This is a genomic window from Parazoarcus sp. PS-13 R2A (assembly GCF_057621855.1).
In genome coordinates, this window is the sequence record NZ_JBYEXN010000004.1 from 142,420 (window position 1) to 164,978 (window position 22,559).

Consider the following 22,559-nt stretch of genomic DNA (forward strand, 5'->3'; position numbering starts at 1 on the left):
AGCGTCATCATTCGACCCGTGCGTTACTTATGGACCGGCGTGCTGTCGGCGTTGTGTCTCCTGGCACTGGTCTCGGCCGCGGTCGCCCTCTTTGCCGGGGTGACCTGGGGGCTGACCGCCTTCATTGTGGGCGTGCTGGCCCTGCTCGGCTGGCATGTGCATAACCTGATCCGGCTCGTCATGTGGAGCCGTGAGCCAATCGGTACGCCGGTGCCGCGCGCGGCCGGGAGCTGGGGGCAGGTCTTTGCCGAACTGAATCGCCGATCGCGGGTGTCGTACGACATGCGCGAACGTCTCTCGTCTGCACTTGAGCGTTTCCATGACGCCAGCCAGGCCATGCCGGACGGGGTGCTGTATCTCTCCGACAGTGACACGATCGAATGGATCAACCTCAAGGCCGAGCAGCACTTCGGCCTCGATCACACGCGCGACATCGGTGCGCCGGTCACCAATCTGGTTCGCCAGCCCGAGTTCGTGCATTACCTGCAGGCCGGCAAGCACGACGAACCCCTGATCATGACGTCCGGACGCCGCAGCGGCCTGACGCTGCAGGTTCAGATCATTCCCTTTGGCGACGACCAGCAGATGGTGCTGTCGCGCGACATTTCGCAACTCGAGCGCCTCGAGACCATGCGGCGCGACTTCGTGGCCAATGTCTCGCATGAGTTGCGCACGCCATTGACCGTCATTGGCGGCTTTCTCGAGACCCTGGTCGACGGTCTCGACGACTACGAGCGCGAGGATGTCATGCGCTTCCTGCGCCTTGCGCTCGACCAGTCGTCACGCATGGGGCGTCTGATCGACGATCTGCTGACATTGTCAGCGCTGGAAACGGGGGCGCCGGCACCGGCCGAAGAGAAGATCGATGTTGCCGCGCTGATGCAGGAAATCCATGAGGACACCGAACTGCTGTCTGCCGGACGCCACACGGTGACGCTGCAGATGGAGGGTGACGGTGTGCTGCTGGGCAGCGGCAAGGAGATCCACAGCGCGTTCTCCAATCTGGCGAGCAACGCGGTGCGCTACACGCCAGAGGGCGGAAAGATCGATCTCGTGTGGCGCGTTGATGCTCAGGGTGCGGAGTTCTCGGTGCGGGATACCGGCATCGGTGTCGATCCGATCCATATTCCGCGTCTGACCGAGCGCTTCTATCGTGTCGACCGCGGCCGCTCGCGCGAAACCGGAGGCACGGGCCTTGGTCTGGCGATCGTCAAGCACATCCTGACGCGCCACCAGGCCGATCTCAGGGTCAGCAGCAAGCAGGGTGAAGGCAGCTTGTTCAGCGTCCGCCTGCCCCCTGCAAGGCTTATGGCGCTTCCGGCGCGATAGCCTCGAAACGCACCTGGTCGAAATTGGCGCCCTTGAGTGCGTCCTTGCTCAGTCGCAACTGGGCGCTCTTGCCGCCGTCGAAGACTTCCACCACCCGGTTCTGCCGGTACCAGCCGGCGGGCAGAATCAGCGAGCTTTCCACCTTGAGCCCCTTGTTGGCCGGGATGAGGAAGGCCTGCTGGTAGGGCTCGCGTTGCCCCGGGCGTGAGGCGAGTGGCCGGGCTGCCACGACGCGCGGCACGCCGGGCAATACATACACGCCGATCTCAAGCACCCCGTCGTCACGGTACATCAGCCAGCTGACCTGGCCGAGCAGAAAGTATTCGCCGTCCAGCGGCTTGAGTCCGACCAGCTGATGGTGCTCCAGCCGCTCCGCGTGCGGTCTTTGCTCCAGGCGGAAGCCACCGACTGACTGATCGAGCAGGTTCCAGCGCTCGCACACCAGGCCCAGCTTCTCGGCATCGCTTCGATGACTGGCGCCGTGGAGCTTGCTCGGGGCTTCCGGTGCGCGCTCACCGAAAGTCATCAGCGCCATGTCGCTCTTGAAGCTGGTGGTCAGTCCGTAGCTGCGCGGCTGTTCGAACAATCTGCCCTGAATGTGAAAGCCGATGGCGAGCCAGTCGCTGGTCAGCTCGACCTGGCCGCGGCTGCCGCGGCGCGGAAAGCGACGCCCGGCCGAGGCCAGGCCCCACGGCCGATAGAGCGATACCAGCAGGCGGGCGCTGGTGTCGAGCGTGCAGTCGTCACCGAGCCCGAGCGAGGCCGGTGTCACGCCCTGCTTGAACTGGGTGAACACGGCCTGGATCTGGCCCGCCAGCTTGCTGCCATCGAAACTGCGCAAGCCGATGCTCTTGTTCAGGAGGCCGAGCGGACGCAGGCCGTGGTCTGCGCCGAGGTCGAGCCCATAGATCGTAGGCTTGCGCCCTTCGGTCTCGGTGTCGAGGCTGCAGTACGGCGCGAAACGCTGTGCCCAGCGGCAGATCCAGAGCAGTTCATGGCCGGTGCGGCCGAACGGGTTGGCCAGATCGACCAGCAGGATGGCGATATAGGCCTCCATCGGGCTCTGAGCTTTCCACAGGGTATTGAGCGGGTCCGAGACACGCGCCCGCAGCAGGCCGGTGCTTTCGGCTGCGGCAAAACTCTCGTGAACCTCGGTCCAGACTCCCGCCGGCAGGGAGCGGTGGGCCCGGAAATACTCGATCAGCACCTGGCCCGCGTAGTGCACCCGGCGTTGAGCGAGCAGGGCGCGCTGATCCTCGAGCGTGCCCATCTGTGCGTCGTGGCGCGCGATCTGTGCATACGAGCGGGCCAGGTTGTGCCACAGGTTCACGACCTCGAGCAGGGTGCCGTTCTCTTCGCTGTCCGGCGGCAGCGGGTGGTCTGCGTAGCGGCTGCTCATGTCGGCCTGGACGCGGGCAATGACCGGGCGCGCAGCCTCAAGCACTTCGAGATGCTGATTCGGAGCGGGGAGCGCGTCGAGGAGGCCGCCTATGATCTTCGACAGTACGGCATGGGTCTCGTCGACCTTGCTCAGCTGCAGGCTTGGCAGCAGGCTCAGGCATTCGGCGGGGTTGCGGTAGTCCATGGAAGCTCCGGATGCGGATGTCGGCAGTGGTCAGTAGGCAGCGCGTGCAAGCAGTTCGTGAGTGATCGTGGACGCCAGTGTGGCCGCGTCGGGTGCTGCGTGGGGCTGCCCGGGTCGTTGCTCGCGACCCCAGACCGGCTCCGGGAAGTGGCGGTCGTCGGTGAAGCGCGGAATCACATGCCAGTGCAGGTGCGGCACCATGTTGCCAAAGCTCGCAAGGTTGATCTTGGCCGGCTGCATCAGGGCGCGAAGCGCACTTTCGGTCGCCAGTACGACGTCGAGCAGGTGTGCTTGATCAGCATGCCGAAGATCGGTCATCTCGGCAACGTGCGCCTTCCAGATCACCCGGCAGAAACCGGGATAGTCGGCATCGTCCACGCCGATGACGCGGCAGAACTCGTCCTGCCAGATGATCCTGTCTCGGGTGCTGCTGCATAGTGGGCAATCCATTACAACCTCAATCCGGCAACAAGCTCGCAAGCCCGTACTTTAGCGCGTCTGCATTGCACCGATAAGGAAGATTTACGCGCTTCGAGGCAGTCCGGTGCCGATTTCCGCTGCGACGGTCGAGGTTTCGCCAAGTGCGACAGGCGCGCCGAGATGGAAGGCCTGCAGGGTGCCGGGGGGAATGGACTGCCAGGTTTCGTTGTCGGTCAGCGGCGTGGTGGCGATGACCGCCACGCGGTCGTCGGGTGTGGTGACCTCGTTGAAGTCGACGGCGAGGTCTTCGTCGGACAGGTGGGCCACCGGAAACGGCGACTGCCGTATGACGTAGACCAGGCGCGAAGAGCTGTGTGCAAAGAGGTAGTCGCCGTCGGAGAGCAGGAAGTTGAACTCGCCATGGCGCCCGATCTCGATGGAGATCGTCCTCAGTGCCGCATGCAGCTCGTGCGGTGAGGGCGCAGCATCGGGAAAGCGCTGCGCCAGCGCATCCAGGATGTGGCAGAACGCATGCTCGGAGTCGGTAGAGCCCACTGGCAGGAAGCGTCCCGAGAGCGACGGCTGGTAGCCGCACAGGTTGCCATTGTGGGCAAAAATCCAGTATCGCCCCCATAGCTCACGCTGGAAGGGGTGGGTGTTCTCCAGGTGAATCTGCCCCTGGGTCGCCTTGCGGATGTGGGCGATGACATTGAGGGAGCGGATCGGGTAGCGCCGCACCAGTTCGGCGACCGGAGAGTCGGCGCTGGCGCAGGGCTCGAGAAAGACGCGCGCGCCACGCCCCTCGAAGAATGCAATCCCCCAGCCGTCACGATGGTGGTCGGTCAGCCCGCCACGGGCGCGGAAGCCCGCGAAGGAAAAACAGATGTCGGTCGGTACATTGCAGTTCATTCCGAGCAGCTGGCACATGGGGAGGCATTTCCTGCTTTCTTTGTATGCTTCCGATTATAGCGTTGCGCTGCCCGGGGCGCCGTTTCAGGGGCTGACGGCGGTGGCCGGCAGGGGGTGGGGCGCGAGCTTGCGGTCGATCACCCAGTCGGTCAGGCTGGCGCCGGCCCACATCCCCGACAGGGTCACCCAGGCAGTTACCGCAAACACCGATGCGCCCGAGATTCCGGCACCCACTGCGCAGCCGCCGGCCAGCATGCCGCCAAAGCCCATCAGCAGGGCGCCGACGATGTAGCGGCGCATCGCGTGTCCGCCCTGAAAGCCCTCGAGCTTGAGCTCGCGGCTCAGCAGGGCGGCAAGAAAGGAGCCGAGGAATACGCCCGGAACCATGCCGAGGTCGAAGTCGAGCAGTCTGCCTGGCGGCGACAGCACCAGCATCAGCACGTCGGCCGAGGGGCCGGTGAAGGACAGGCTCTTGATCGGGGTCGGATCGAAGGTGCGCGAAGACATCTCGTAGGTGAACCACCACGCGAGCGCCACCATCACACCGGCGCCGAGGCCGCCCGCCCAGGCCCAGCCGGTGATGCGGTGGCGGCTGGCAAACCAGGCGCCTGCGAGCAACCACAACAGACCGAAGGCGAAACCGCCGCCGTGCCCGATGCCGACGTAGGCGAGCAGGTCGCGGGCGTTGCCGCCATCGATCGTCCACCACGTACCGATGGTTTCGCGCAGGGGCGAGAGGATGCCGGTCATCGACGCCTGTGCGGTGACCGCGAAGATCAGGCCGGAGAGCAGTGCGCGCAGGTTGCCATTTGCCGCCAGCACCAGCAGGCGGCTGGAGCAGCCACGGGCGAGGATCATGCCGGTGCCGAACATCAGGCCGCCGATCAGCGCCCCCGACAGGCTGCCCTGGCTCGCGAGCTGGCGGACGTTGGCGGTATCGAAGCGTCCGCTGAGATGCAGCAGTTGCGTGACGATGATTGCGGCGGAGAAGGCCAGCAGCCAGACCGAGAGCTTGGCGCCGAGCTGTCCGCGCGCCACCTCGACCACGGCCGCGCGCAGGCAGAAACGCGAGCGCTGGGCGAAGGCGCCGAAAAGGGCGCCGATCAGCAGTCCGCCGAGCGCAAGGCTGCGATCTTCGCCCAGCCATTCGATGATGTCTGTCAGGTCCGGCATGATTGTCTCCATCACGCAGCGTCCGGCTTTGTTCAACCGGTATCGTCAGTATTGAAGCATATAAGAATGTACCGAATGAAAGGGGTGTGCATTGACCTTCCTCAACCCGTGAGTGGTCGTCTGTTGCGCAGCCGGACAGGCCTGTTGCCGCAGCGCGGCGGGGGCGTCAGCGCACGTGCGGCATGTTCTTCATCAGCTCCTCAACATTGATGCCGTTCATGCCCTGCATCATGACGTCGCCAGGCTTCTGTCCCTGCCTGCAGGCGCCCAGCCAGCGCGCATCCTGCTTCATCGTCATGGATTTCATGCCTTGCAGCGGCGGCGCATAGGTGCTGCGAATCTCGCCACTGTAGCGGTTCACGAAATCGCCCGAGAACACGCCCTCGATCGTTGCGGTGCTGCCCTCGACCTTGCACACCGCCTTGAACAGGATGCGGTCGCCGTCGCGGCGGTAGGACTTCTGTGCGCACTCGCCCCTGTCCTGCTGTGCGATGAGGTCGTCGGTCTCGGGGCCGACACACATGTTGAAGGTCTGTCCGATGCCGCCCATCTCTGCCATCGAGGTCTTCATCTCCCACAGGCCGGGCTTTCGTTTCGGCATGTCTGCCGGCATTTCGGCAAGGCTGGTGCCGATCAATGTGGTGCTCAGCACAAAGGTGACGAGAAGGGATGACGAGGTGCGCATGATGTCGGCTCCGCTGCTTGGTGACATCCCTGAAGCATAGTCAGCCCCGCAGCGAAAGGGAATCCGGCTGCCGGGCTGCGGTGAAACAGCGCGTACCGGCCGGGGCGCGCCTGGCCGCGGATACATGCCCCGCCAAAGAAAAACGCCCGGCTGCCATCATGGCAACCGGGCGTCTCAGGCATCAGTGCAGCGGGATCAGCCGGCGAGCTTCTTGCGCAGCAAGTCGTTGACCTGGGCCGGGCTGGCCTTTCCCTTGCTGGCCTTCATCACCTGGCCGACCAAGGCGTTGAAGGCCTTCTCCTTGCCCGCGCGGAACTCCTCGACGGATTTCTGGTTGGCTGCCAGCACCTCGTCGATCATGGCTTCGATCGCGCCGCTGTCGGTGACCTGCTTCAGGCCCTGCTTGTCGATGACTTCGTCAGCGCTCGCGCCCTCACCATTCCACAGTGCTTCAAACACTTTGCGTGCGATGGCATTGGAGATGGTGCTGTCGGCGATGCGCGACACCAGCCCGGCGAGCTGGGCGGGCGCAACCGGGGAGGCTGCGATGTCGAGATCGGCCTTGTTCAGGCGTGCGGCGAGCTCGCCCATGATCCAGTTGGCGCACAGCTTGGCCACCTGGGCAGCGTTGGCGCTGCCTGCTGCGTCCATCGCGGCCTGGAAATAGGCCGCGATTTCCTTGGAGGCGGTCAGCGCCGCAGCGTCGTAGGCCGACAGGCCGAGTTCGGCGATGAAGCGGTCCTTCATCGCAACCGGGAGTTCGGGCATCTCACTGCGCACGCGGTCGATCCACGCTTCGTCGATCACCAGCGGCAGCAGGTCGGGATCGGGGAAGTAGCGGTAGTCGTGCGCATCTTCCTTGGAGCGCATCATGCGTGTCTCGCCGGTGTCCGGATCGAACAGCACGGTGGCCTGCTGGATGGTGCCACCGTCCTCAATGGTGTCGATCTGCCACTGCACCTCGTAGTCGATGGCCTGCTGCAGGAAGCGGAAGGAGTTCAGGTTCTTGATCTCGCGCCGGGTGCCGAACTGTTCGGCGCCCCACTTGCGCACCGAGACGTTGGCGTCGCAGCGGAAGGAGCCTTCCTGCATGTTGCCGTCGCAGATATCGATCCAGCGCACCAGCGCGTGCAGGGCGCGGGCATAGGCCACGGCCTCGGCCGACGAGCGCATGTCTGGCTCGGAGACAATTTCGAGCAGCGGCGTGCCGGCACGGTTGAGGTCGATGCCGCTCATGCCGTGGAAGTCTTCGTGCAGGCTCTTGCCGGCGTCTTCCTCTAGGTGGGCGCGGGTCAGCTGTACGGTCTTCTCGTAGGCGGATTCACCCTCGCCGACGCGGATGGTGATGGTGCCGCCCTGCACCACCGGCAGCTCGAACTGGCTGATCTGGTAGCCCTTGGGGAGGTCGGGGTAGAAGTAGTTCTTGCGTGCGAACACGCTCTTGGGCGCGATGTGCGAGCCGAGCGCGAGGCCAAGCCGGATCGCGCGTTCGACTGCGCCGCGGTTGAGCACCGGCAGCACGCCGGGCAGGGCGATATCCACTGCGCTCGCCTGCACATTGGGTTCGGCGCCGAAGGCGGTGCTGGTGCCGGAAAATATCTTGGAAGCGGTGTTGAGCTGGGCGTGAACTTCCAGGCCAATGACGACTTCCCAATCCGATCTGCTCATGTCTGTATCCGTTATTGCTGGCGGTCAGTTGCAGAGACCGCTCGGCCGATCCACCAGGATGGGCCATACGTAATCAAAGGTGTTGCGATCGCAGCGGCTGGCGCACTGGGCGAAGGCGACGGTGACCTGGTCGCCCTGTTCCCACATGCGCACAACGCAGCCATCGCTGGCCCGCAGTTCGACGTGGGGCTCCTTGCGTACCTGCTCGAAGTCGGCGAGATCGAAGTGGCAGCTGCCACGCTTGGGGACGCTGACCGAGGCCTTGAAGCGGCTGACTTCGGAGTAGCTGACGTCAAGCAGCGCACTTCCGCTGTAGCCGACTTCGTCCTTGAAGCGGCAGTCGGCCTGCACGTTGAGCGGGCGGATCGGCATCGGCTTGAGCCGGCCGCCGGCCTCGGACGGGTGCTCCATGACGGTACCGGTGTCCTGCTGGTAGACCGTCGGGGTGGCGCAGGCGGCCATCAGCACCGTGGCTGCAAGCGGCGTGAGGTAGCGGGAAAGCAGGCGGTGGATCATTGCGTTCTCACAGAACATCGGCGGGGCGCTGAAGATGCCAGTCGGTCGCCTGCTGGTACTGGTGGGCGGTCGCGAGCAGCTTGCCTTCGGCAAAATAGTTGCCGATCAGCTGCATGCCCACGGGCAGCGAGCCGGCCCCAAAGCCGCAGGGGTGGGACAGGCCGGGCAGGCCGGCGAGGTTCACCGCAATGGTGTAGATGTCGGCGAGGTACATCTGCACCGGGTCATCACCCATCGCGCCCAGCGCCCACGCGGTGGTCGGGCTGGTGGGGCCGGCGATGACGTCGCATTCGCTCAGCGCCTTGCGGAAATCCTCGGCGATCAGGCGGCGCAGCTTCTGCGCCTGCAGGTAATAGGCGTCGTAGTAGCCGTGCGAGAGCACATAGGTACCGACCAGGATGCGGCGCTTGACCTCGGCCCCGAAGCCTTCGGCGCGGCTCTTGCAGTACATGTCGTTGAGGTCGCCGTACTCGGCGGCACGATGACCGAAACGCACGCCGTCGAAGCGGCTCAGGTTGCTCGAGGCTTCGGCGGGCGCAATCACGTAATAGGCCGGGATGGCCAGCTTGGCGTTGGGCAGGCTGACCTCGACCGTGGTGGCGCCGAGTGCGCGGTATTGCTCGATTGCGGCGTCGATGGCGGCGCGTACTTCGTCGCTCATGCCGTCGGCGAAAAACTCGCGCGGCAGGCCGATGCGCAGGCCGGCAAGCGGCTTGTCCGAGCTGCCAGGCGCAAGCGCGTCAGCGTAGTTCTCGGTCGGGCGGTCGAGGCTGGTGGAGTCGCGCGCATCGAAGCCGGTCATGGCCGACAGCAGCAGCGCGCAGTCTTCGGCCGAGGCGCCGAATGCGCCGCCCTGGTCGAGGGAGGAAGCGTAGGCGATCATGCCGTAACGGCTGACCGCCCCGTAAGTCGGCTTGATGCCGGTGACGCCGGTGAACGCGGCCGGCTGGCGCACCGAGCCACCGGTGTCGGTACCGGTCGCGATCGGCACCAGGCGCGCTGCAACCGCTGCGGCCGAGCCACCGGACGAGCCGCCGGGCACATGGCCGGGGTTCCACGGGTTGCGCGCCGGGCCGAAATGCGAGTTTTCGTTGGAGGAGCCCATTGCGAACTCGTCCATGTTGGTCTTGCCCAGGCTGACGGCGCCGGCGTTCTTCAGCAGCGACACGACGTGCGCGTCGTAGGGGCTGACGAAGTTTGAGAGCATCTTCGAGCCGCAGGTCGTGAGCACGCCTTCGGTGCAGAACACGTCCTTGTGGGCGAGCGGGATGCCTGTCAGGGGGCCGGCCTCGCCGCGGGCGATGCGCGCGTCGGCGGCACTGGCGGCGGCCAGCGCACCCTCACCGTCGATGGTGATGAAGGCGTTCAGCGTCGGGTTGCGGGCCTCGATGCGGTCGAGGAAGAGCCCGGCGAGCTCGACGCTGGAAATCTGCTTGTCGTCCAGCGCGCTGCGCAGGGCGGAGAGTGACGCATTGATCATGTCGTGGCTGCTTGCTGATAGGATGGCCACGGGATGCACCCTGCACGCACGTGATGCGTCGCGGGCGCCCCGTGAAGGTTCATTCGATGACTTTGGGCACCAGGTAGAGCCCGGCCTCGGTCTGCGGAGCGACGGCCTGGAAGGCGGCGCGGCGATCGGATTCGGTCACGGCGTCGTCGCGCAGTCGGGTGGCGAGTTCCTGCGGATGGCTCATGGGCTCGATGCCGGTGGTGTCAACGGCCTGCATCTGCTCGATCAGGCCGAAAATGCCATCGAGCTTCGTGCGGGTGGCATCGATCTCGGTTTCGGAAATCGCAAGACGGGCTAGACGGGCGATGCGCCCGACCTGTTCATTGGTAAGCGACATGAAGTAACAAAACCTGCTGAATCCACAAAGGTTTGTAGGTTATCATAATCGCCTTTGGCCCTGCTCAGGGCCGGCCCCCTGCGGCGCATCTTCTCACCGGTTTCGGAATCCCCAATGTTCGGTTTTCTGCGTTCCTATTTTTCAAGCGATCTAGCGATCGACCTCGGCACCGCCAACACGCTGATTTACGTGCGTGGCAAAGGCATCGTGCTCGACGAACCCTCGGTTGTGGCCATCCGCACCGAAGGCGGCCCCAATGCCAAGCGCACCATTCAGGCAGTGGGCTCTGCGGCCAAACAGATGCTCGGCAAGACGCCGGGCAACATCACGGCGATCCGGCCGATGAAAGACGGCGTGATCGCCGATTTCGTCGTCACCGAGCAGATGATCAAGCAGTTCATCAAGAAGGTTCACGATTCGCGCCTGCTTTCGCCCAGTCCGCGCATCATCGTCTGCGTGCCCTGCGGCTCGACCCAGGTCGAACGCCGCGCCATCCGCGACGCGGCGCTGGCAGCGGGTGCCTCGCAGGTGTACCTGATCGAGGAGCCGATGGCTGCCGCGATCGGCGCCGGCCTGCCGGTGTCGGATGCGCTTGGCTCGATGGTGGTCGACATCGGTGGCGGCACGACCGAAGTCGGCGTGATCTCGCTTGGCGGCATGGTGTATGCGGGCAGCGTCCGCGTCGGCGGCGACAAGTTCGACGATTCGATCGTCAACTACATCCGTCGCAACTACGGCATGCTGATCGGCGACACCACTGCCGAGAACATCAAGAAAGAGATCGGCTCGGCCTTCCCCGGCTCCGAGGTGCGTGAGATGGAAGTCAAGGGCCGCAACCTGGCCGAGGGCATTCCGCGCAGCTTCACGATCTCGTCGAACGAAATTCTCGAGGCGCTGACCGAGCCGCTCAATCAGATCGTCTCGGCGGTCAAGATTGCGCTCGAGCAGACTCCGCCTGAACTGGGCGCAGACATCGCCGACCGCGGCATGGTGCTCACCGGTGGTGGCGCCCTGTTGCGCGATCTCGACCGCCTGCTGATGGAAGAGACCGGCCTGCCCGTCATTGTCGCCGAAGAACCCTTGACCTGCGTCGCGCGCGGATGCGGCATGGCGCTGGACAAGATGGACAAGCTTGGCTCCATCTTCACCTCGGATTGACCTGCAGGGCCCGGCGATGCTGTCGCCGGGCCCTTGCTGAACCAGGACGTTCCGGATGACCTTCGCCGGCCATCAACCGCCCCCTATCTTCAATCGTGGACCGGCACCGCTGGTTCGCCTGCTGCTGTTCGTCTCGCTGTGCCTGATGATCCTGGTGGCCGATCTGCGCTTTCGTTATCTCGAAGTGCTGCGGCAGGGGCTGTCCGTCGCAACCTACCCCTTGCAGATGGCCGCGGCTACGCCGGCCGACTTCGTGCGCAACGCCTCGGTGTATTTTGCGACCCTGGTGCGTGTGCAGCTCGAAAATGCCGAGCTGAGGCGCAAGCAGCTTGGCAGCGGTGAGCGTCTGCTGCGCTTCGAACTGCTTGAGCGCGAAAACGCCCAGTTGCGCGGCTTGCTCGAGATGTCCCAGCGCGTGGGCGTGCGCAGCATCGCCGCCGACATCCTGTACGACGCACCGGACCCGTTTGCGCGCAAGGTCATTCTCGACCGTGGCGCGCAGCAAGGGGTCGAGGCCGGCCTTGCCGTCGTGGACGCTGCCGGCGTGCTCGGTCAGGTGACCCGTGTGTATCCGATCCAGTCCGAAGTCACCTTGCTGACCGACCGCAACCAGGCGATTCCGGTGCAGGTCCTGCGCAATGGCTTGCGCGGGGTGCTGTTCGGCATCGGGCAGGGACGGCTCGAAGTGAGGTTCGTGATTGCCACCGCCGACATTCAGGCCGGCGACACGCTGGTGACCTCGGGGCTGGACGGCGTTTTCGTGCCCGGCCTGCCGGTGGCCGAGGTCGAGTCGGTTGACCGCGAATCCGATGCCTTTGCCCGCATCATGTGCCGCCCGCTGGCCGGCGTCGAACGCAGTGCCCAGGTGCTGGTGCTCGGGCGTCAGGTGCTGCCGCCGCCGCGGCCGGTCGAGAGCGACGCCGTGCCACCCGCTCAGCCCGTGACGGCGCCCTGACATGCAACCGACCAATCGTTCCAGTCGCATCCTGTTGCCGGTCCGGCTGTGGTTCATCCATTTCAGCCTGCTGGTTGCGCTCGGCCTGGTCTATGTGCCCACCGGGCGCCTTCCCGGCGTGCCGGACTGGGTCGCGCTGGTGCTGGCCTTCTGGTGTATCCGCGAGCCGCTGCGCATCGGCATGGGCGCGGGTTTCTTCTTCGGCTTGCTGGTCGATATCGGGCAGGGCGCGGCAATGGGGCAGCATGCCCTGGCCTATGTGGTGCTCGCCTACCTCGCCAATGGCCTGGCGCGCCGGCTGATGTGGTTTTCGGCGCTGCAGCAGGCGCTGCATGTGCTGCCGATGCTGCTGCTCACGCAGGCCCTGATGGTGGCGGTGCGCCTGATTGCCGGTGCGGAGTTTCCGGGGTGGTCGTATTTTCTGTCGAGCTTCACCGGCGTATTGCTGTGGTGGCCGCTGATGTATCTGCTCCTGCTGCCGCAGTACCAGCCCGCCGACCGTGACGACAACCGGCCCATCTGATGCCCGGTGACATGATTTCGTTTCATGCTCCCGAGCAGGATTCATCACGCTTTCGCTGGCGCGTGCTGGTGGCGGGGGTGTTCGCGCTGGTGTGCTTCCTGCTGCTTGCGTCGCGCTTCTACTACCTGCAGGTGCAGAAGTTCGACTACTTTCATACCCGTGCCGAGGACAATCGCATCGCGCTGCTGCCGATCGTGCCCAACCGCGGCACCATCGTCGACCGCAACGGCGTCGTGCTGGCGCGCAACTATGCCGCCTATACGCTCGAGATCACGCCGGCACGTACCAATGGCCTGGAAGAGACCATCGAGGCGCTCAATCAGGTCGTTCCCATCGATGCGCGCGATCGCCGGCGCTTTCGCAAGCTGCTGGAAGAAAGCCGCAGCTTCGAGAGCGTGCCGATCCGCAATCGCCTCAGTGACGAGGAGGTCGCCCGTTTCGTCGCCCAGCGCTACCGCTTCCCCGGCGTGGACGTGCAGGCCCGGCTGTTCCGCGACTATCCGCTCGGCGCCAGCGCATCGCATGTCGTCGGTTACATCGGGCGTATCAATCAGCGCGACCTGGAGCGTATCGAAGAGCGCGACGACGCGGCCAACTACCGCGGGTCGGACCACATCGGCAAGAGCGGTCTGGAGCTGTCCTACGAGGCCGAACTGCACGGCACGACCGGTTTCGAGCAGGTCGAGGTCAATGCCGGCGGGCGGGCGGTGCGACGGCTATCGAGTACGCCGGCGGTGACCGGGAGCGACCTTGAGCTCAATCTCGACATGGAGCTGCAGAAGATCGCCGAGACGGCGTTCGGTGACCGCCGCGGCGCGCTGGTCGCGATCGACCCCAGCACCGGCGGCGTACTGGCCCTGGTGTCGGCGCCCAGCTTCGACCCCAACCTGTTCGTGGACGGCATTTCCACCCAGGACTGGAAGGGCCTCAACGATTCGCCCGACCATCCGCTGCTCAACCGTGCCATTTACAGCGCCTATCCGCCTGGCTCCACGTTCAAGCCCTTCATGGCGCTGGCCGGCCTGACGACAGGCAAGCGCACGCCCTCCCAGGCGATTGCGGACCCGGGCTATTTCAACTTTGCCGGTCACCGCTTCATGGACGACAAGATTGGCGGGCACGGCACGGTGGATCTGCACAAGTCGATCGTGGTGTCGTGCAACACCTATTACTATCAGCTGGCCAACGACCTCGGCATCGAGGGCATTGCGAACTTCATGTCCCAGCTCGGACTCGGCTCGAGAACGGAGCTCGACTTGCCCGGCGAGGCCGAAGGCGTATTGCCGTCGCCGGCGTGGAAGCGCAAGCGCTTCCGCAAGCCGGAGCAGCAGCGCTGGTATGGTGGCGACACGATTTCGGTCGGCATCGGGCAGGGCTATAACGCCTACACGCCACTGCAGATGGCCAATGCGACGGCGGCGCTGGTGAATGGCGGCAAGGTGTTCCGGCCACATCTCGTGCGCCATGTCATCGACAGTCGCACCGGAGAGAAGCGGGTGGTGGAGCCCGAGCCGGTGCGGGAGATCGCGCTCAAGCCCGAGCATGTTGCGGCCGTCAGGCGCGCCATGGTCGAGGTCAACAAGGTTGGCACCGGCTCGCGTGCCTTCGCTGGCGCGCCCTATGAATCGGGCGGCAAGACCGGCACTGCACAGGTGTACTCGCTCAAGGGGTCGAAGTACGTCGAGGGGCGGGTCCGCGAGCGCCTGCGCGATCACTCCTGGTTCATCGCCTACGCGCCTGCCGACAAGCCGAAGATCGCCCTGGCGGTGCTGGTCGAGAACGGTGGCTTCGGTTCGCAGTCGGCGGCACCGATCGCACGTCAGGTGATCGACTATCACCTGCTGGGCAAGCGCCCCAACCAGCCGGCGCCGGAGGATGTCGATGCGGTGGAGAATGCAGATTGAGCGATAACCGCTTCCACCCCCTGCGACTGCTGCAGGCCTTTCTGCGCCCGATCGATCCGGTGCTGATGCTGATTCTCGCGGCGCTCTTCGGCTACGCCTTCGTGCTGATGTCGAGCGCCTCGCCCGAGCGCCTCGATTCGCAGATGACGCACATGGCGGTGGCGGTCGGCGTGATGTGGTTTGCGGCCTGGCTGCCGAGCCAGCGCCTGCTGTCGCTCGCCCTGCCGCTTTATCTGGCGGGCGTGGTGTTGCTGGTCGGCGTGGCCCTGTTCGGCGAGGTGTCGAAAGGCGCCCAGCGCTGGCTCGATATCGGGGTCACCCGCATCCAGCCCTCCGAGCTGATGAAGATCGCGATGCCGCTGATGCTGGCCTGGTTCTTCCAGCAGCGCGAGGGCCGCATCGGCTGGCGTGAATTCATCTTCGCCGGCCTGTTGCTGGCGGTTCCGGTCGGGCTCATCGTCAAGCAGCCCGACCTCGGTACCAGCCTGCTGGTGGCGGCGGCCGGCTTCTACGTGATCTTCTTTGCCGGACTGACGTGGAAGCTGATCGTGCCGGTTGCCGTGGTGGGCATCGTCGGCATCGGCTCCATCGTGGCCTTTGGCGACACCCTGTGTCAGCCCGGTGTCGAGTGGGTGGGGATGCGCGATTACCAGAAGCACCGTGTGTGCACCCTGCTCGACCCAACCCAGGACCCGCTCGGCAAGGGTTTTCACATCATCCAGTCCACCATCGCCATCGGTTCCGGTGGGCTCATGGGCAAGGGCTGGATGGATGGCACCCAGACCCATCTGTCCTTCCTGCCCGAGCGCCATACCGACTTCATTTTTGCAGTGCTTGCCGAAGAGTTTGGCCTGATCGGTGCGCTCGTGCTGCTGGTGATCTATCTGGCGCTGTTTGCGCGCGGTTTCCTGATCGCGGCACGTGCGCCAACGCTGGGAACGCGCCTGCTCGCCGGGGCGGTGACCATGATCTTCTTCACCTACGCCTTCGTAAACATGGGTATGGTGAGCGGCATCCTGCCGGTGGTGGGCGTGCCATTGCCATTCATCAGCTACGGGGGAACTGCGCTGGTGACCCTGAGTCTGGGTGTAGGTATCCTGATGAGCGTTCACCGCAGCAGGCTTGTGAACAAGACTTGAAGGCTGAACCGATGATCCTCAACATGCGATTTGCGTGCGCGGCAGCGCGCGAGACCATGTCCTGCCGGGGCCATTACACTGCGGCGCTGCTGGCGGCGGCGACCCTTCTGCTGTCCGCCTGCGGGCAGACGCCGGTGCGCACGCCCGGCTCGCAGGCGCAGACGCCCGACGCCGGACAGACCGCGTCGTCCGCAAAGTCCGGGCGTCGCGGCGGTGGCTACTACAAGGACGACGGCCCGCATGACAACCCGCCGTCGAACCTCGAGGCGGTGCCCGATGCGTCGCCGCGGCTCGAACCGCTGCATCGTTTTGCCAACCGGCCGTATAACGTGTTTGGCCAGGATTACGTCCCGCTGACCGCACTTGCGCCCTATCGCGAGCGCGGGCGGGCAAGCTGGTACGGGCGTCGCTTCCACGGCAAGCCCACCTCAAGCGGCGAGCCTTACGACATGTATGCGATGACCGCTGCGCATCCGACGCTGCCGATTCCGAGCTATGCGCGCGTCACCAGCCTGGCAACCGGCAATTCGGTCGTGGTGCGCATCAACGATCGCGGCCCGTTTCACAAGGACCGCCTGATGGATCTGTCCTATACGGCGGCCTACAAGCTCGGTTACATCAATCAGGGCAGTACCGAAGTCGAGGTCGAACAGATTCTTCCCGACGAGCTGCCGATGGTGGCCAGTGCCGATCCGGTGCCGCCAATGACCAACCGCGAGCCGCCGCAGCCGGTGGCAACGCCTGCGGTCGTGGCGCCGCGACCGCATGAGCCGGTGCAACAGCTGTCTGCCGCCGGTAGCGGGGTGTTTCTGCAACTGGGCGCGTTCTCCTCCTTCGACAACGCCGAGGGTTTTCGTGCCACCATCGAGGCGCAGATGAGCGCATTTGCCGATCGCCTCGAGCTGTTTGCCGACGGGAGCCGCTTCCGTCTCCATGCCGGGCCTTACGCCTCGGTTGACGAGGCCCGCTCGGCAGCCGACCGCATCGCAGCGGCATTGAAAATGCAGCCTTTCGTCGTCGTGCGCTGATTTTTTGCCGAGCTTGAAACAAAAACTGTCCGTTTTGGTCAGCTCTCCGGCAGCGTCCTATAATTTCGGGTCGCCCGTCCTTCCAATTACCTGGTCATTTCCGATGCGTTTTTTAGTTGCTTTCCTGTTTTCGCTGTTTTCCCTTGTGGCAGCCGCCCAGACCATTCCTGCGCCAGCGCTGGCGGCCAATGCTTGGGTACTGGTGGACCACAGCACCGGTCAGGTGCTCGCCGCCAATGATCCCGACATGCGTATCGAGCCGGCATCGCTGACCAAGCTGATGACCGCCTACCTCACCTTCTCCGCGCTCAAGTCGGGCAGCATCACGCCGGAGCAGCCGGTGAACGTGTCGGAGAAGGCGTGGCGCCAGGAAGGCTCGCGGATGTTCATCGAGCCCAACAAGCCGGTGACTGTGCAGGAGCTGATTCGTGGCGTGATCGTGCAGTCCGGTAACGACGCCTGCGTGGCCCTGTCCGAACTCATCGCCGGCAGTGAAGAGGCGTTTGCTGCGCTGATGAATCGCGAAGCCAAGCGCCTCGGCATGACGAACACCAACTTCACCAACTCCACCGGCCTGCCCGATCCCGCGCTGTACACCACCGCGAACGACCTCGCGCTGCTGGCGTCGGCGATCATTCGCGACTTCCCGGAGTACTTCGAGCTGTACTCGATGAAGGAGTACACCTACAACAACATCAAGCAGCCCAACCGCAACCGCCTGCTGTGGATGGACGGCACGGTCGACGGCATGAAGACCGGCCACACCAGCGCAGCCGGCTACTGCCTGGTGTCGACCGCCTTGCGCGGCCCGCGTCGCCTGATCTCGGTGGTGCTGGGCGCGTCGTCCGATACCGTGCGTGCGCAGGAGTCGCTCAAGCTGCTCAACTTCGGCTTCCAGTTCTTCGACACGGTCAAGCTGTATTCCGCCGATCAGGCGCTGTCGCAGTTCCGCGTGTGGAAAGGCCAGGAGAACGAAGTGGCGGCCGGCTTCACCAGCGATTTCGTGCTGTCGCTGCCCAAGGGTCAGGCTGACAAGGTCGAAGCCACGCTCGAGAGCATGCAGCCAGTGCTCGCGCCGCTGCAGAAGGGCCAGGAAATCGGCACCCTCAAGCTCAGTGTCGACGGCAAGGTGCTGGGGGAATATCCTGTTGTGGCGCTGCAGGACGTGTCGGTGGCCGGGTTCTTTGGCCGCTTCTGGGACGCGCTGGTGCTGTGGATCAAGAGCCTCTGAGCGACCGGGGAGTAGTGGAGGATGTTGTGAGCCTGTGTTATCTGAACGGACGTTATCAGCCACTCGACGAAGCGCAGGTGTCGCCGATGGACCGCGGATTTCTCTTCGGTGACGGTGCCTACGAAGTCATCCCGGTGTATTCGCGCCATCCCTTCCGGCTGGAGGAGCATGTCGCCCGTCTCGAGAGCACGCTGGCTTCCATCCGGCTGCCGAATCCGCATCGTCCTGACGAGTGGGCCGCAATCATTCGTGAGGTGATCGACCGTAACGTCTGGGAGGACCAGTCGGTCTATCTGCAGGTCTCCCGCGGTGCGGACGACAAGCGCAATCATGCGTTTCCCAAGGTGGTGCGGCCGACGGTGTTCCTGATGAGCGAACAGCTGATCACGCCGCCGGACTATCAGCGCGAAGAAGGCGTGGCCTGCGTCAGCGCAGCGGATTTCCGCTGGCTGCGCTGTGACCTCAAGACCGTGGCCCTGCTCGCAAACTGTCTGCTTCGTCAGCATGCGATCGATCAGGGGTGCGTCGAAACCGTACTGTTTCGCGACGGTTTCCTGACCGAAGGGTCGTCGTCGAACATTTTCATGGTCAAGGACGGCGTGGTGCTGACGCCGCCCAAGAGCCACCTGATGCTGCCCGGCATCACCTACGATGTGGTGCTCGAGCTCGCCGTCAGCCACGGCTTGAAGCATGAGGTACGTGAAATTCTCGAAGACGAGGTGCGCCATGCAGATGAGCTGTGGATGACCTCGTCGACCAAGGAAGTGCTGCCGATTACCCGGCTCGATGACAAAGCGGTCGGCAATGGCCGTCCGGGCCCGCTGGGGCAGCAGATGTATGCGTGGTATCAGGACTTCAAGAATACGGTGATGCGTAGTGGATGATCAGAACAAGCAAGAAACCCGACAGACGCTGCTCGAGTTTCCCTGTGACTTTCCCATCAAGATCATGGGCGCGCGGGTGGATGGTTTCGCCCAGGCGGTGACCGAGGTCGTGCTGACCCATGCGCCGGATTTCGATGTGGCGACCGTGGAGATGCGGCCCTCGAGCAAGGGCAACTACCTTGCGATCACCTGCACCTTCCGTGCGGTATCGCAGTTGCAGGTCGATTCGATGTATCGCGAGCTCACGGCGCACCCGATGGTCAAGGTGGTGCTGTGATCATCAAGCGCCTCGGTCTTGTCGAGTACGAACCGGCACTCGAGGCGATGCGGGTGTTCACAGCCGGGCGCAATGAAGGCACGCCGGACGAAATCTGGCTGCTTGAGCATCCTCCGGTCTACACCCTCGGGCAGGCCGGGCTTCCCGAGCATCTGCTGCGCAACGACGCCGGCATTCCGCTGGTCAAGATCGACCGCGGCGGTCAGATCACCTATCACGGGCCCGGCCAGCTGGTGGTCTATCTGCTGCTCGACCTGCACCGGCGCCGGCTCAAGGTGCGCGAGCTGGTGTCACTGATGGAGCAGGCGATCATCGATACCCTGGCCGAATACGGTCTGAATGCCGTGCGCAAGGATGGTGCGCCGGGTGTGTATATCGACGGTGCCAAGGTGGCTGCACTTGGTCTGCGCGTGCGCAACGGCTGCAGTTATCATGGCCTGAGCCTCAACGTCGACATGGATCTCACGCCCTTCAGCTGGATCAATCCCTGTGGTTACGAAGGGCTCAAGACCGTGCAGCTGCGCGATTTCGGCGTGACCGAAACCGTTGCGGGTGCGGGTGAGCGCCTGCTCGGCCATCTCGACCGCCTGCTTCCGCCGCCCGTGAGCCCGGTTGCGGATGCGCCCGCTATGAGTGCGGCGCCCTGATGGGCACAATGCGCTTGATGAATTCCCAACAATAGAGACAGAGACCATGGAAACCCCCGTTCGCAAGCAGCGTGGCGCCGACAAGACGGCCCGAATCCCGATCAAGATCGTGCCCGCCGAGCGCCTGAAGAAGCCCGAGTGGATCCGCATCAAGCTTGGTGCCGGCGTCGAGGCCGAGCGCTTCAACGAGATCAAGGACACGCTGCGCGAGCACAAGCTGCACACCGTGTGCGAGGAAGCCTCCTGCCCCAACATTCATGAGTGTTTCGGCAAGGGCACGGCCACCTTCATGATCATGGGCGACATCTGCACCCGCCGCTGTCCGTTCTGCGACGTCGGTCATGGCCGTCCGGACCCGCTGAACGTCAACGAGCCGGTCGATCTGGCCAAGACGATTGCCGCGATGCGCCTCAACTACGTGGTGATCACCTCGGTCGACCGTGACGATCTGCGTGATGGCGGTGCGCAGCACTTCGTCGAGTGCATCACCGAAACCCGCAAGGCGTCGCCCAAGACCACCATCGAGGTGCTGGTGCCCGACTTCCGCGGGCGCATGGACATCGCGCTCGACATCTTCGACCAGGCGCCGCCCGACGTCATGAACCACAACCTCGAGACCGTGCCGCGTCTGTACAAGCAGGCCCGTCCCGGCTCCGACTATGCCTACTCGCTCGAGCTGCTCAAGCAGTTCAAGGCACGTCATCCCGAAGTGCTGACCAAGTCCGGCCTGATGGTCGGCCTGGGTGAAACCGACGACGAAATCCTCGAAGTGCTGCGCGACCTTCGTGCGCACAACGTCGACATGCTGACCATCGGTCAGTACCTGCAGCCTTCGGGCGGTCACCTGCCGGTGCTGCGCTACGTCCATCCTGACACGTTCAAGATGTTCGAAACCGAAGCACTGAAGATGGGTTTCCGCAACGCAGCCTGCGGACCGATGGTGCGTTCGAGCTACTGGGCCGATCAGCAGGCGCACGGCGCCGGCGTCGCCTGAGGCGTGTTCAGGGAAAGCGCCGGGCAAGGCTCAGCGTTTTCCCTTGCACTGCCCGCCCTCAGTCGGGGCAGCCGATGCAGCCCTCGGTTTGCGTGCCGAGAAAGATCGCGCCGCCAAGTTTGGCGCCGGTCAGATCGGCGTCGACGAGCGATGCCCGGTTGAAATTCACGCCCTGAAGGTTGGCGCCGACAAGCGAGGCGCCTTTCAGGTTCGCCGCGCGCAGGTTGGCGCGCTGCATGTCCGCATTCTTCAACTGTGCGCCGCCCAGGCGGGCGTTGGTGAAGTCCGCCCCGGTAAGGATGGTGTCGGACAGATCGGCGGCGCTCAGGTCTGCATTCTGAAACGTTGCGCCATGCAAGTCCGCGCCGGCAAGCCTGGCCTCATTCAGCCGCGCCCCTTTGAGGTTGATGCGCGACATCGACGCCTCGCGCAGATCCGTGCCGCGCAGATCGGTGTAGGAAAAGTTGGCTTCGCCCAGCTCGGCACCGCGCAGGTTGGCGCCGGCGAGACTGCTGCGGGTGAACTGAGAGTTCATCAGATTGACGCCGGCCAGGTCCGCGCCGTTCAGGTTCAGGCTGGTGCACAAGGTGCCGCGCCGGATGTCGCAGCCGCCCACGTTGCGACGCTCCTGGGCGTGGGCAGCAGTGACGGCGATGAAAGCGATGATCAACGGAAGGGTTTTTTTCAGCATGTTGTCCGCTTGGTATGGGCGTGATTCAGCCTGTTGGATAGCGTCCGGGCCGATTGGTTTGCCCGCATGCACAGAATTATCAATGACGGCACGCGAAAGATGCGGCCTCATGCGGTTACGGCGGGTGGGGTGTCGAAGCCGGTCGGTGTGCCGGGAGACATCGGGCTGTCGGGAGGCGTCAGCCCAGTGGGCCTCGTATCGGGGATGAAAACCGCAATTGCATCGACGTCCCGCTGCTGCATACTAATCGCTTGATCTTGTGGAGGATGCCATGCGTTCCATTCTGAGAGTTTTCGCCTTTCTTGTCATCAGCGCACCGGTGTGGGCGGCCGGCGGACTGGCCGCGTTTACCGACAGTGAGGCCTCGGGTGGCCTTAAAGAGGCCCTGAGTCAGGGCGCCAGCCGCGCAGTCGAGCTGCTTGGACGTAACGGCGGCTTTCTCAATAACGACAAGGTGAAGATTCCCTTGCCCGACGGGCTGGCCCAGGCCGAGCCGCTGATTCGCATGACCGGGCGCGGCAAGGACCTCGACGAACTCGTGACCACGATGAACCGCGCAGCCGAAGCCGCCGTGCCCGAGGCAAAGACGCTGCTGGCCAACGCGGTGAAGCAGATGAGCGTCACCGACGCCAAGAACATCCTGACGGGGGGCGACGATTCGGTGACCAGCTACTTCCGCGAGAAGACCCAGGACCAGCTCACCAAACTGTTCCTGCCGGCGGTCAAGAAGAGCACCGACAAGCTCGAGCTGTCCGGTCAGTACAACAAGCTGGCGGGTCAGGCGGCCGGTATCGGTCTGGTGAAGGGTGAGGATGCCCAGATCGAGAACTATGTGACGCGCAAGGCGCTCGACGGCCTGTACCTGATGATCGCCGAGGAAGAGCGTGCGATCCGCAAGGACCCGGTCGGTGCGGTTGGCGGTCTGGCGAAGAAGATCTTCGGCGCACTCTGAGCCGCCTGCCTGATCGCGCCGGCAGCGCGCGAGCAAGGCTTGGG

Annotated in this window: 23 protein-coding genes; 13 read left to right on the top strand and 10 right to left on the bottom strand. The window is 64.5% G+C overall.

The genetic code is table 11. The features are described 5' to 3' along the window. The first annotated feature begins 18 nt into the window (after positions 1 to 18). Positions 19 to 1,329: a phosphate regulon sensor histidine kinase PhoR gene (gene phoR / locus AC22G6_RS06160; protein ID WP_487366041.1), complete on the top strand. Its 1,311-nt coding sequence runs from the start codon at positions 19 to 21 to the stop codon at positions 1,327 to 1,329. Here the strand turns inward: phoR and AC22G6_RS06165 are convergent. The 9 genes from AC22G6_RS06165 to gatC all read right to left on the bottom strand — a co-directional run bounded on the left by AC22G6_RS06165 (position 1,307) and on the right by gatC (position 10,132). After that, positions 1,307 to 2,914: a hypothetical protein gene (locus tag AC22G6_RS06165; RefSeq protein WP_487366042.1), complete on the bottom strand. Its 1,608-nt coding sequence runs from the start codon at positions 2,912 to 2,914 to the stop codon at positions 1,307 to 1,309. The genes phoR and AC22G6_RS06165 overlap by 23 nt on opposite strands. 30 nt (positions 2,915 to 2,944) lie before the next feature. Continuing rightward, positions 2,945 to 3,364: an HIT family protein gene (locus tag AC22G6_RS06170; protein ID WP_487366043.1), complete on the bottom strand. Its 420-nt coding sequence runs from the start codon at positions 3,362 to 3,364 to the stop codon at positions 2,945 to 2,947. Between the two features lie 72 nt (positions 3,365 to 3,436). Further along, positions 3,437 to 4,261, bottom strand: a complete 825-nt coding sequence (locus AC22G6_RS06175; protein ID WP_487366044.1) for a class II glutamine amidotransferase — start codon at positions 4,259 to 4,261, stop codon at positions 3,437 to 3,439. Positions 4,262 to 4,327: 66 nt separating this feature from the next. Next, positions 4,328 to 5,416 carry a YeeE/YedE family protein gene (locus tag AC22G6_RS06180; protein WP_487366045.1) on the bottom strand — a complete coding sequence of 363 codons (1,089 nt, stop codon included), beginning with the start codon at positions 5,414 to 5,416 and terminating at the stop codon, positions 4,328 to 4,330. A gap of 166 nt (positions 5,417 to 5,582) precedes the next feature. Then, on the bottom strand, positions 5,583 to 6,101 hold the full coding sequence (locus tag AC22G6_RS06185; RefSeq protein ID WP_487366046.1) for a DUF3617 domain-containing protein: 519 nt from the start codon (positions 6,099 to 6,101) through the stop codon (positions 5,583 to 5,585). A 195-nt stretch (positions 6,102 to 6,296) separates the two neighbouring features. Beyond that, positions 6,297 to 7,769, bottom strand: coding sequence for an Asp-tRNA(Asn)/Glu-tRNA(Gln) amidotransferase subunit GatB (gene gatB / locus AC22G6_RS06190; RefSeq protein ID WP_487366047.1), 1,473 nt, complete (start codon positions 7,767 to 7,769; stop codon positions 6,297 to 6,299). A 24-nt stretch (positions 7,770 to 7,793) separates the two neighbouring features. After that, positions 7,794 to 8,285 (bottom strand): hypothetical protein, encoded by a 492-nt coding sequence (locus AC22G6_RS06195; RefSeq protein ID WP_487366048.1) that lies wholly within the window; start codon positions 8,283 to 8,285, stop codon positions 7,794 to 7,796. A gap of 7 nt (positions 8,286 to 8,292) precedes the next feature. Then, complete coding sequence (gene gatA, locus AC22G6_RS06200; protein ID WP_487366049.1) at positions 8,293 to 9,765, bottom strand: Asp-tRNA(Asn)/Glu-tRNA(Gln) amidotransferase subunit GatA; 1,473 nt, start codon at positions 9,763 to 9,765, stop codon at positions 8,293 to 8,295. A 79-nt stretch (positions 9,766 to 9,844) separates the two neighbouring features. Then, a complete protein-coding gene (gene gatC, locus AC22G6_RS06205) occupies positions 9,845 to 10,132 on the bottom strand; it encodes an Asp-tRNA(Asn)/Glu-tRNA(Gln) amidotransferase subunit GatC (protein ID WP_108950088.1) in 288 nt (95 codons plus the stop codon). Positions 10,133 to 10,246: 114 nt separating this feature from the next. Between gatC and AC22G6_RS06210 the strand changes: the two genes are divergently transcribed. The 11 genes from AC22G6_RS06210 to lipA all read left to right on the top strand — a co-directional run bounded on the left by AC22G6_RS06210 (position 10,247) and on the right by lipA (position 20,872). Continuing rightward, a complete protein-coding gene (locus AC22G6_RS06210) occupies positions 10,247 to 11,290 on the top strand; it encodes a rod shape-determining protein (RefSeq protein ID WP_108950089.1) in 1,044 nt (347 codons plus the stop codon). Positions 11,291 to 11,345: 55 nt separating this feature from the next. Continuing rightward, positions 11,346 to 12,245, top strand: coding sequence for a rod shape-determining protein MreC (gene mreC / locus AC22G6_RS06215; protein ID WP_487366050.1), 900 nt, complete (start codon positions 11,346 to 11,348; stop codon positions 12,243 to 12,245). Position 12,246: 1 nt separating this feature from the next. Beyond that, positions 12,247 to 12,768, top strand: coding sequence for a rod shape-determining protein MreD (gene mreD, locus AC22G6_RS06220; RefSeq protein ID WP_487366051.1), 522 nt, complete (start codon positions 12,247 to 12,249; stop codon positions 12,766 to 12,768). 11 nt (positions 12,769 to 12,779) lie between these two features. Further along, positions 12,780 to 14,672: a penicillin-binding protein 2 gene (gene mrdA, locus AC22G6_RS06225; RefSeq protein WP_487366052.1), complete on the top strand. Its 1,893-nt coding sequence runs from the start codon at positions 12,780 to 12,782 to the stop codon at positions 14,670 to 14,672. Beyond that, on the top strand, positions 14,669 to 15,811 hold the full coding sequence (gene rodA, locus AC22G6_RS06230) for a rod shape-determining protein RodA (protein WP_487366053.1): 1,143 nt from the start codon (positions 14,669 to 14,671) through the stop codon (positions 15,809 to 15,811). The genes mrdA and rodA overlap by 4 nt, the downstream gene beginning before the upstream one ends. A 23-nt stretch (positions 15,812 to 15,834) precedes the next feature. Next, complete coding sequence (locus AC22G6_RS06235; protein WP_487366054.1) at positions 15,835 to 16,839, top strand: septal ring lytic transglycosylase RlpA family protein; 1,005 nt, start codon at positions 15,835 to 15,837, stop codon at positions 16,837 to 16,839. 103 nt (positions 16,840 to 16,942) lie between these two features. Next, entirely contained in the window at positions 16,943 to 18,070 is a 1,128-nt protein-coding gene (locus AC22G6_RS06240) for a D-alanyl-D-alanine carboxypeptidase family protein (RefSeq protein WP_487366055.1), read from the top strand. A gap of 26 nt (positions 18,071 to 18,096) precedes the next feature. Beyond that, positions 18,097 to 18,954 (top strand): D-amino acid aminotransferase, encoded by an 858-nt coding sequence (locus AC22G6_RS06245; protein WP_487366056.1) that lies wholly within the window; start codon positions 18,097 to 18,099, stop codon positions 18,952 to 18,954. Then, positions 18,947 to 19,231 carry a YbeD family protein gene (locus AC22G6_RS06250; RefSeq protein ID WP_108950094.1) on the top strand — a complete coding sequence of 95 codons (285 nt, stop codon included), beginning with the start codon at positions 18,947 to 18,949 and terminating at the stop codon, positions 19,229 to 19,231. Before AC22G6_RS06245 ends, AC22G6_RS06250 begins: the two co-directional genes overlap by 8 nt. Further along, positions 19,228 to 19,878: a lipoyl(octanoyl) transferase LipB gene (lipB, locus tag AC22G6_RS06255; RefSeq protein ID WP_487366057.1), complete on the top strand. Its 651-nt coding sequence runs from the start codon at positions 19,228 to 19,230 to the stop codon at positions 19,876 to 19,878. Before AC22G6_RS06250 ends, lipB begins: the two co-directional genes overlap by 4 nt. Positions 19,879 to 19,924: 46 nt before the next feature. Continuing rightward, positions 19,925 to 20,872, top strand: a complete 948-nt coding sequence (gene lipA, locus AC22G6_RS06260; protein WP_108950096.1) for a lipoyl synthase — start codon at positions 19,925 to 19,927, stop codon at positions 20,870 to 20,872. Positions 20,873 to 20,930: 58 nt separating this feature from the next. On the opposite strand, the gene AC22G6_RS06265 is transcribed toward lipA, so the two are convergent. Then, positions 20,931 to 21,674: a pentapeptide repeat-containing protein gene (locus AC22G6_RS06265; protein ID WP_487366058.1), complete on the bottom strand. Its 744-nt coding sequence runs from the start codon at positions 21,672 to 21,674 to the stop codon at positions 20,931 to 20,933. Between the two features lie 160 nt (positions 21,675 to 21,834). Between AC22G6_RS06265 and AC22G6_RS06270 the strand changes: the two genes are divergently transcribed. Then, on the top strand, positions 21,835 to 22,515 hold the full coding sequence (locus AC22G6_RS06270; RefSeq protein ID WP_108950098.1) for a DUF4197 domain-containing protein: 681 nt from the start codon (positions 21,835 to 21,837) through the stop codon (positions 22,513 to 22,515). Positions 22,516 to 22,559: the final 44 nt, after the last annotated feature.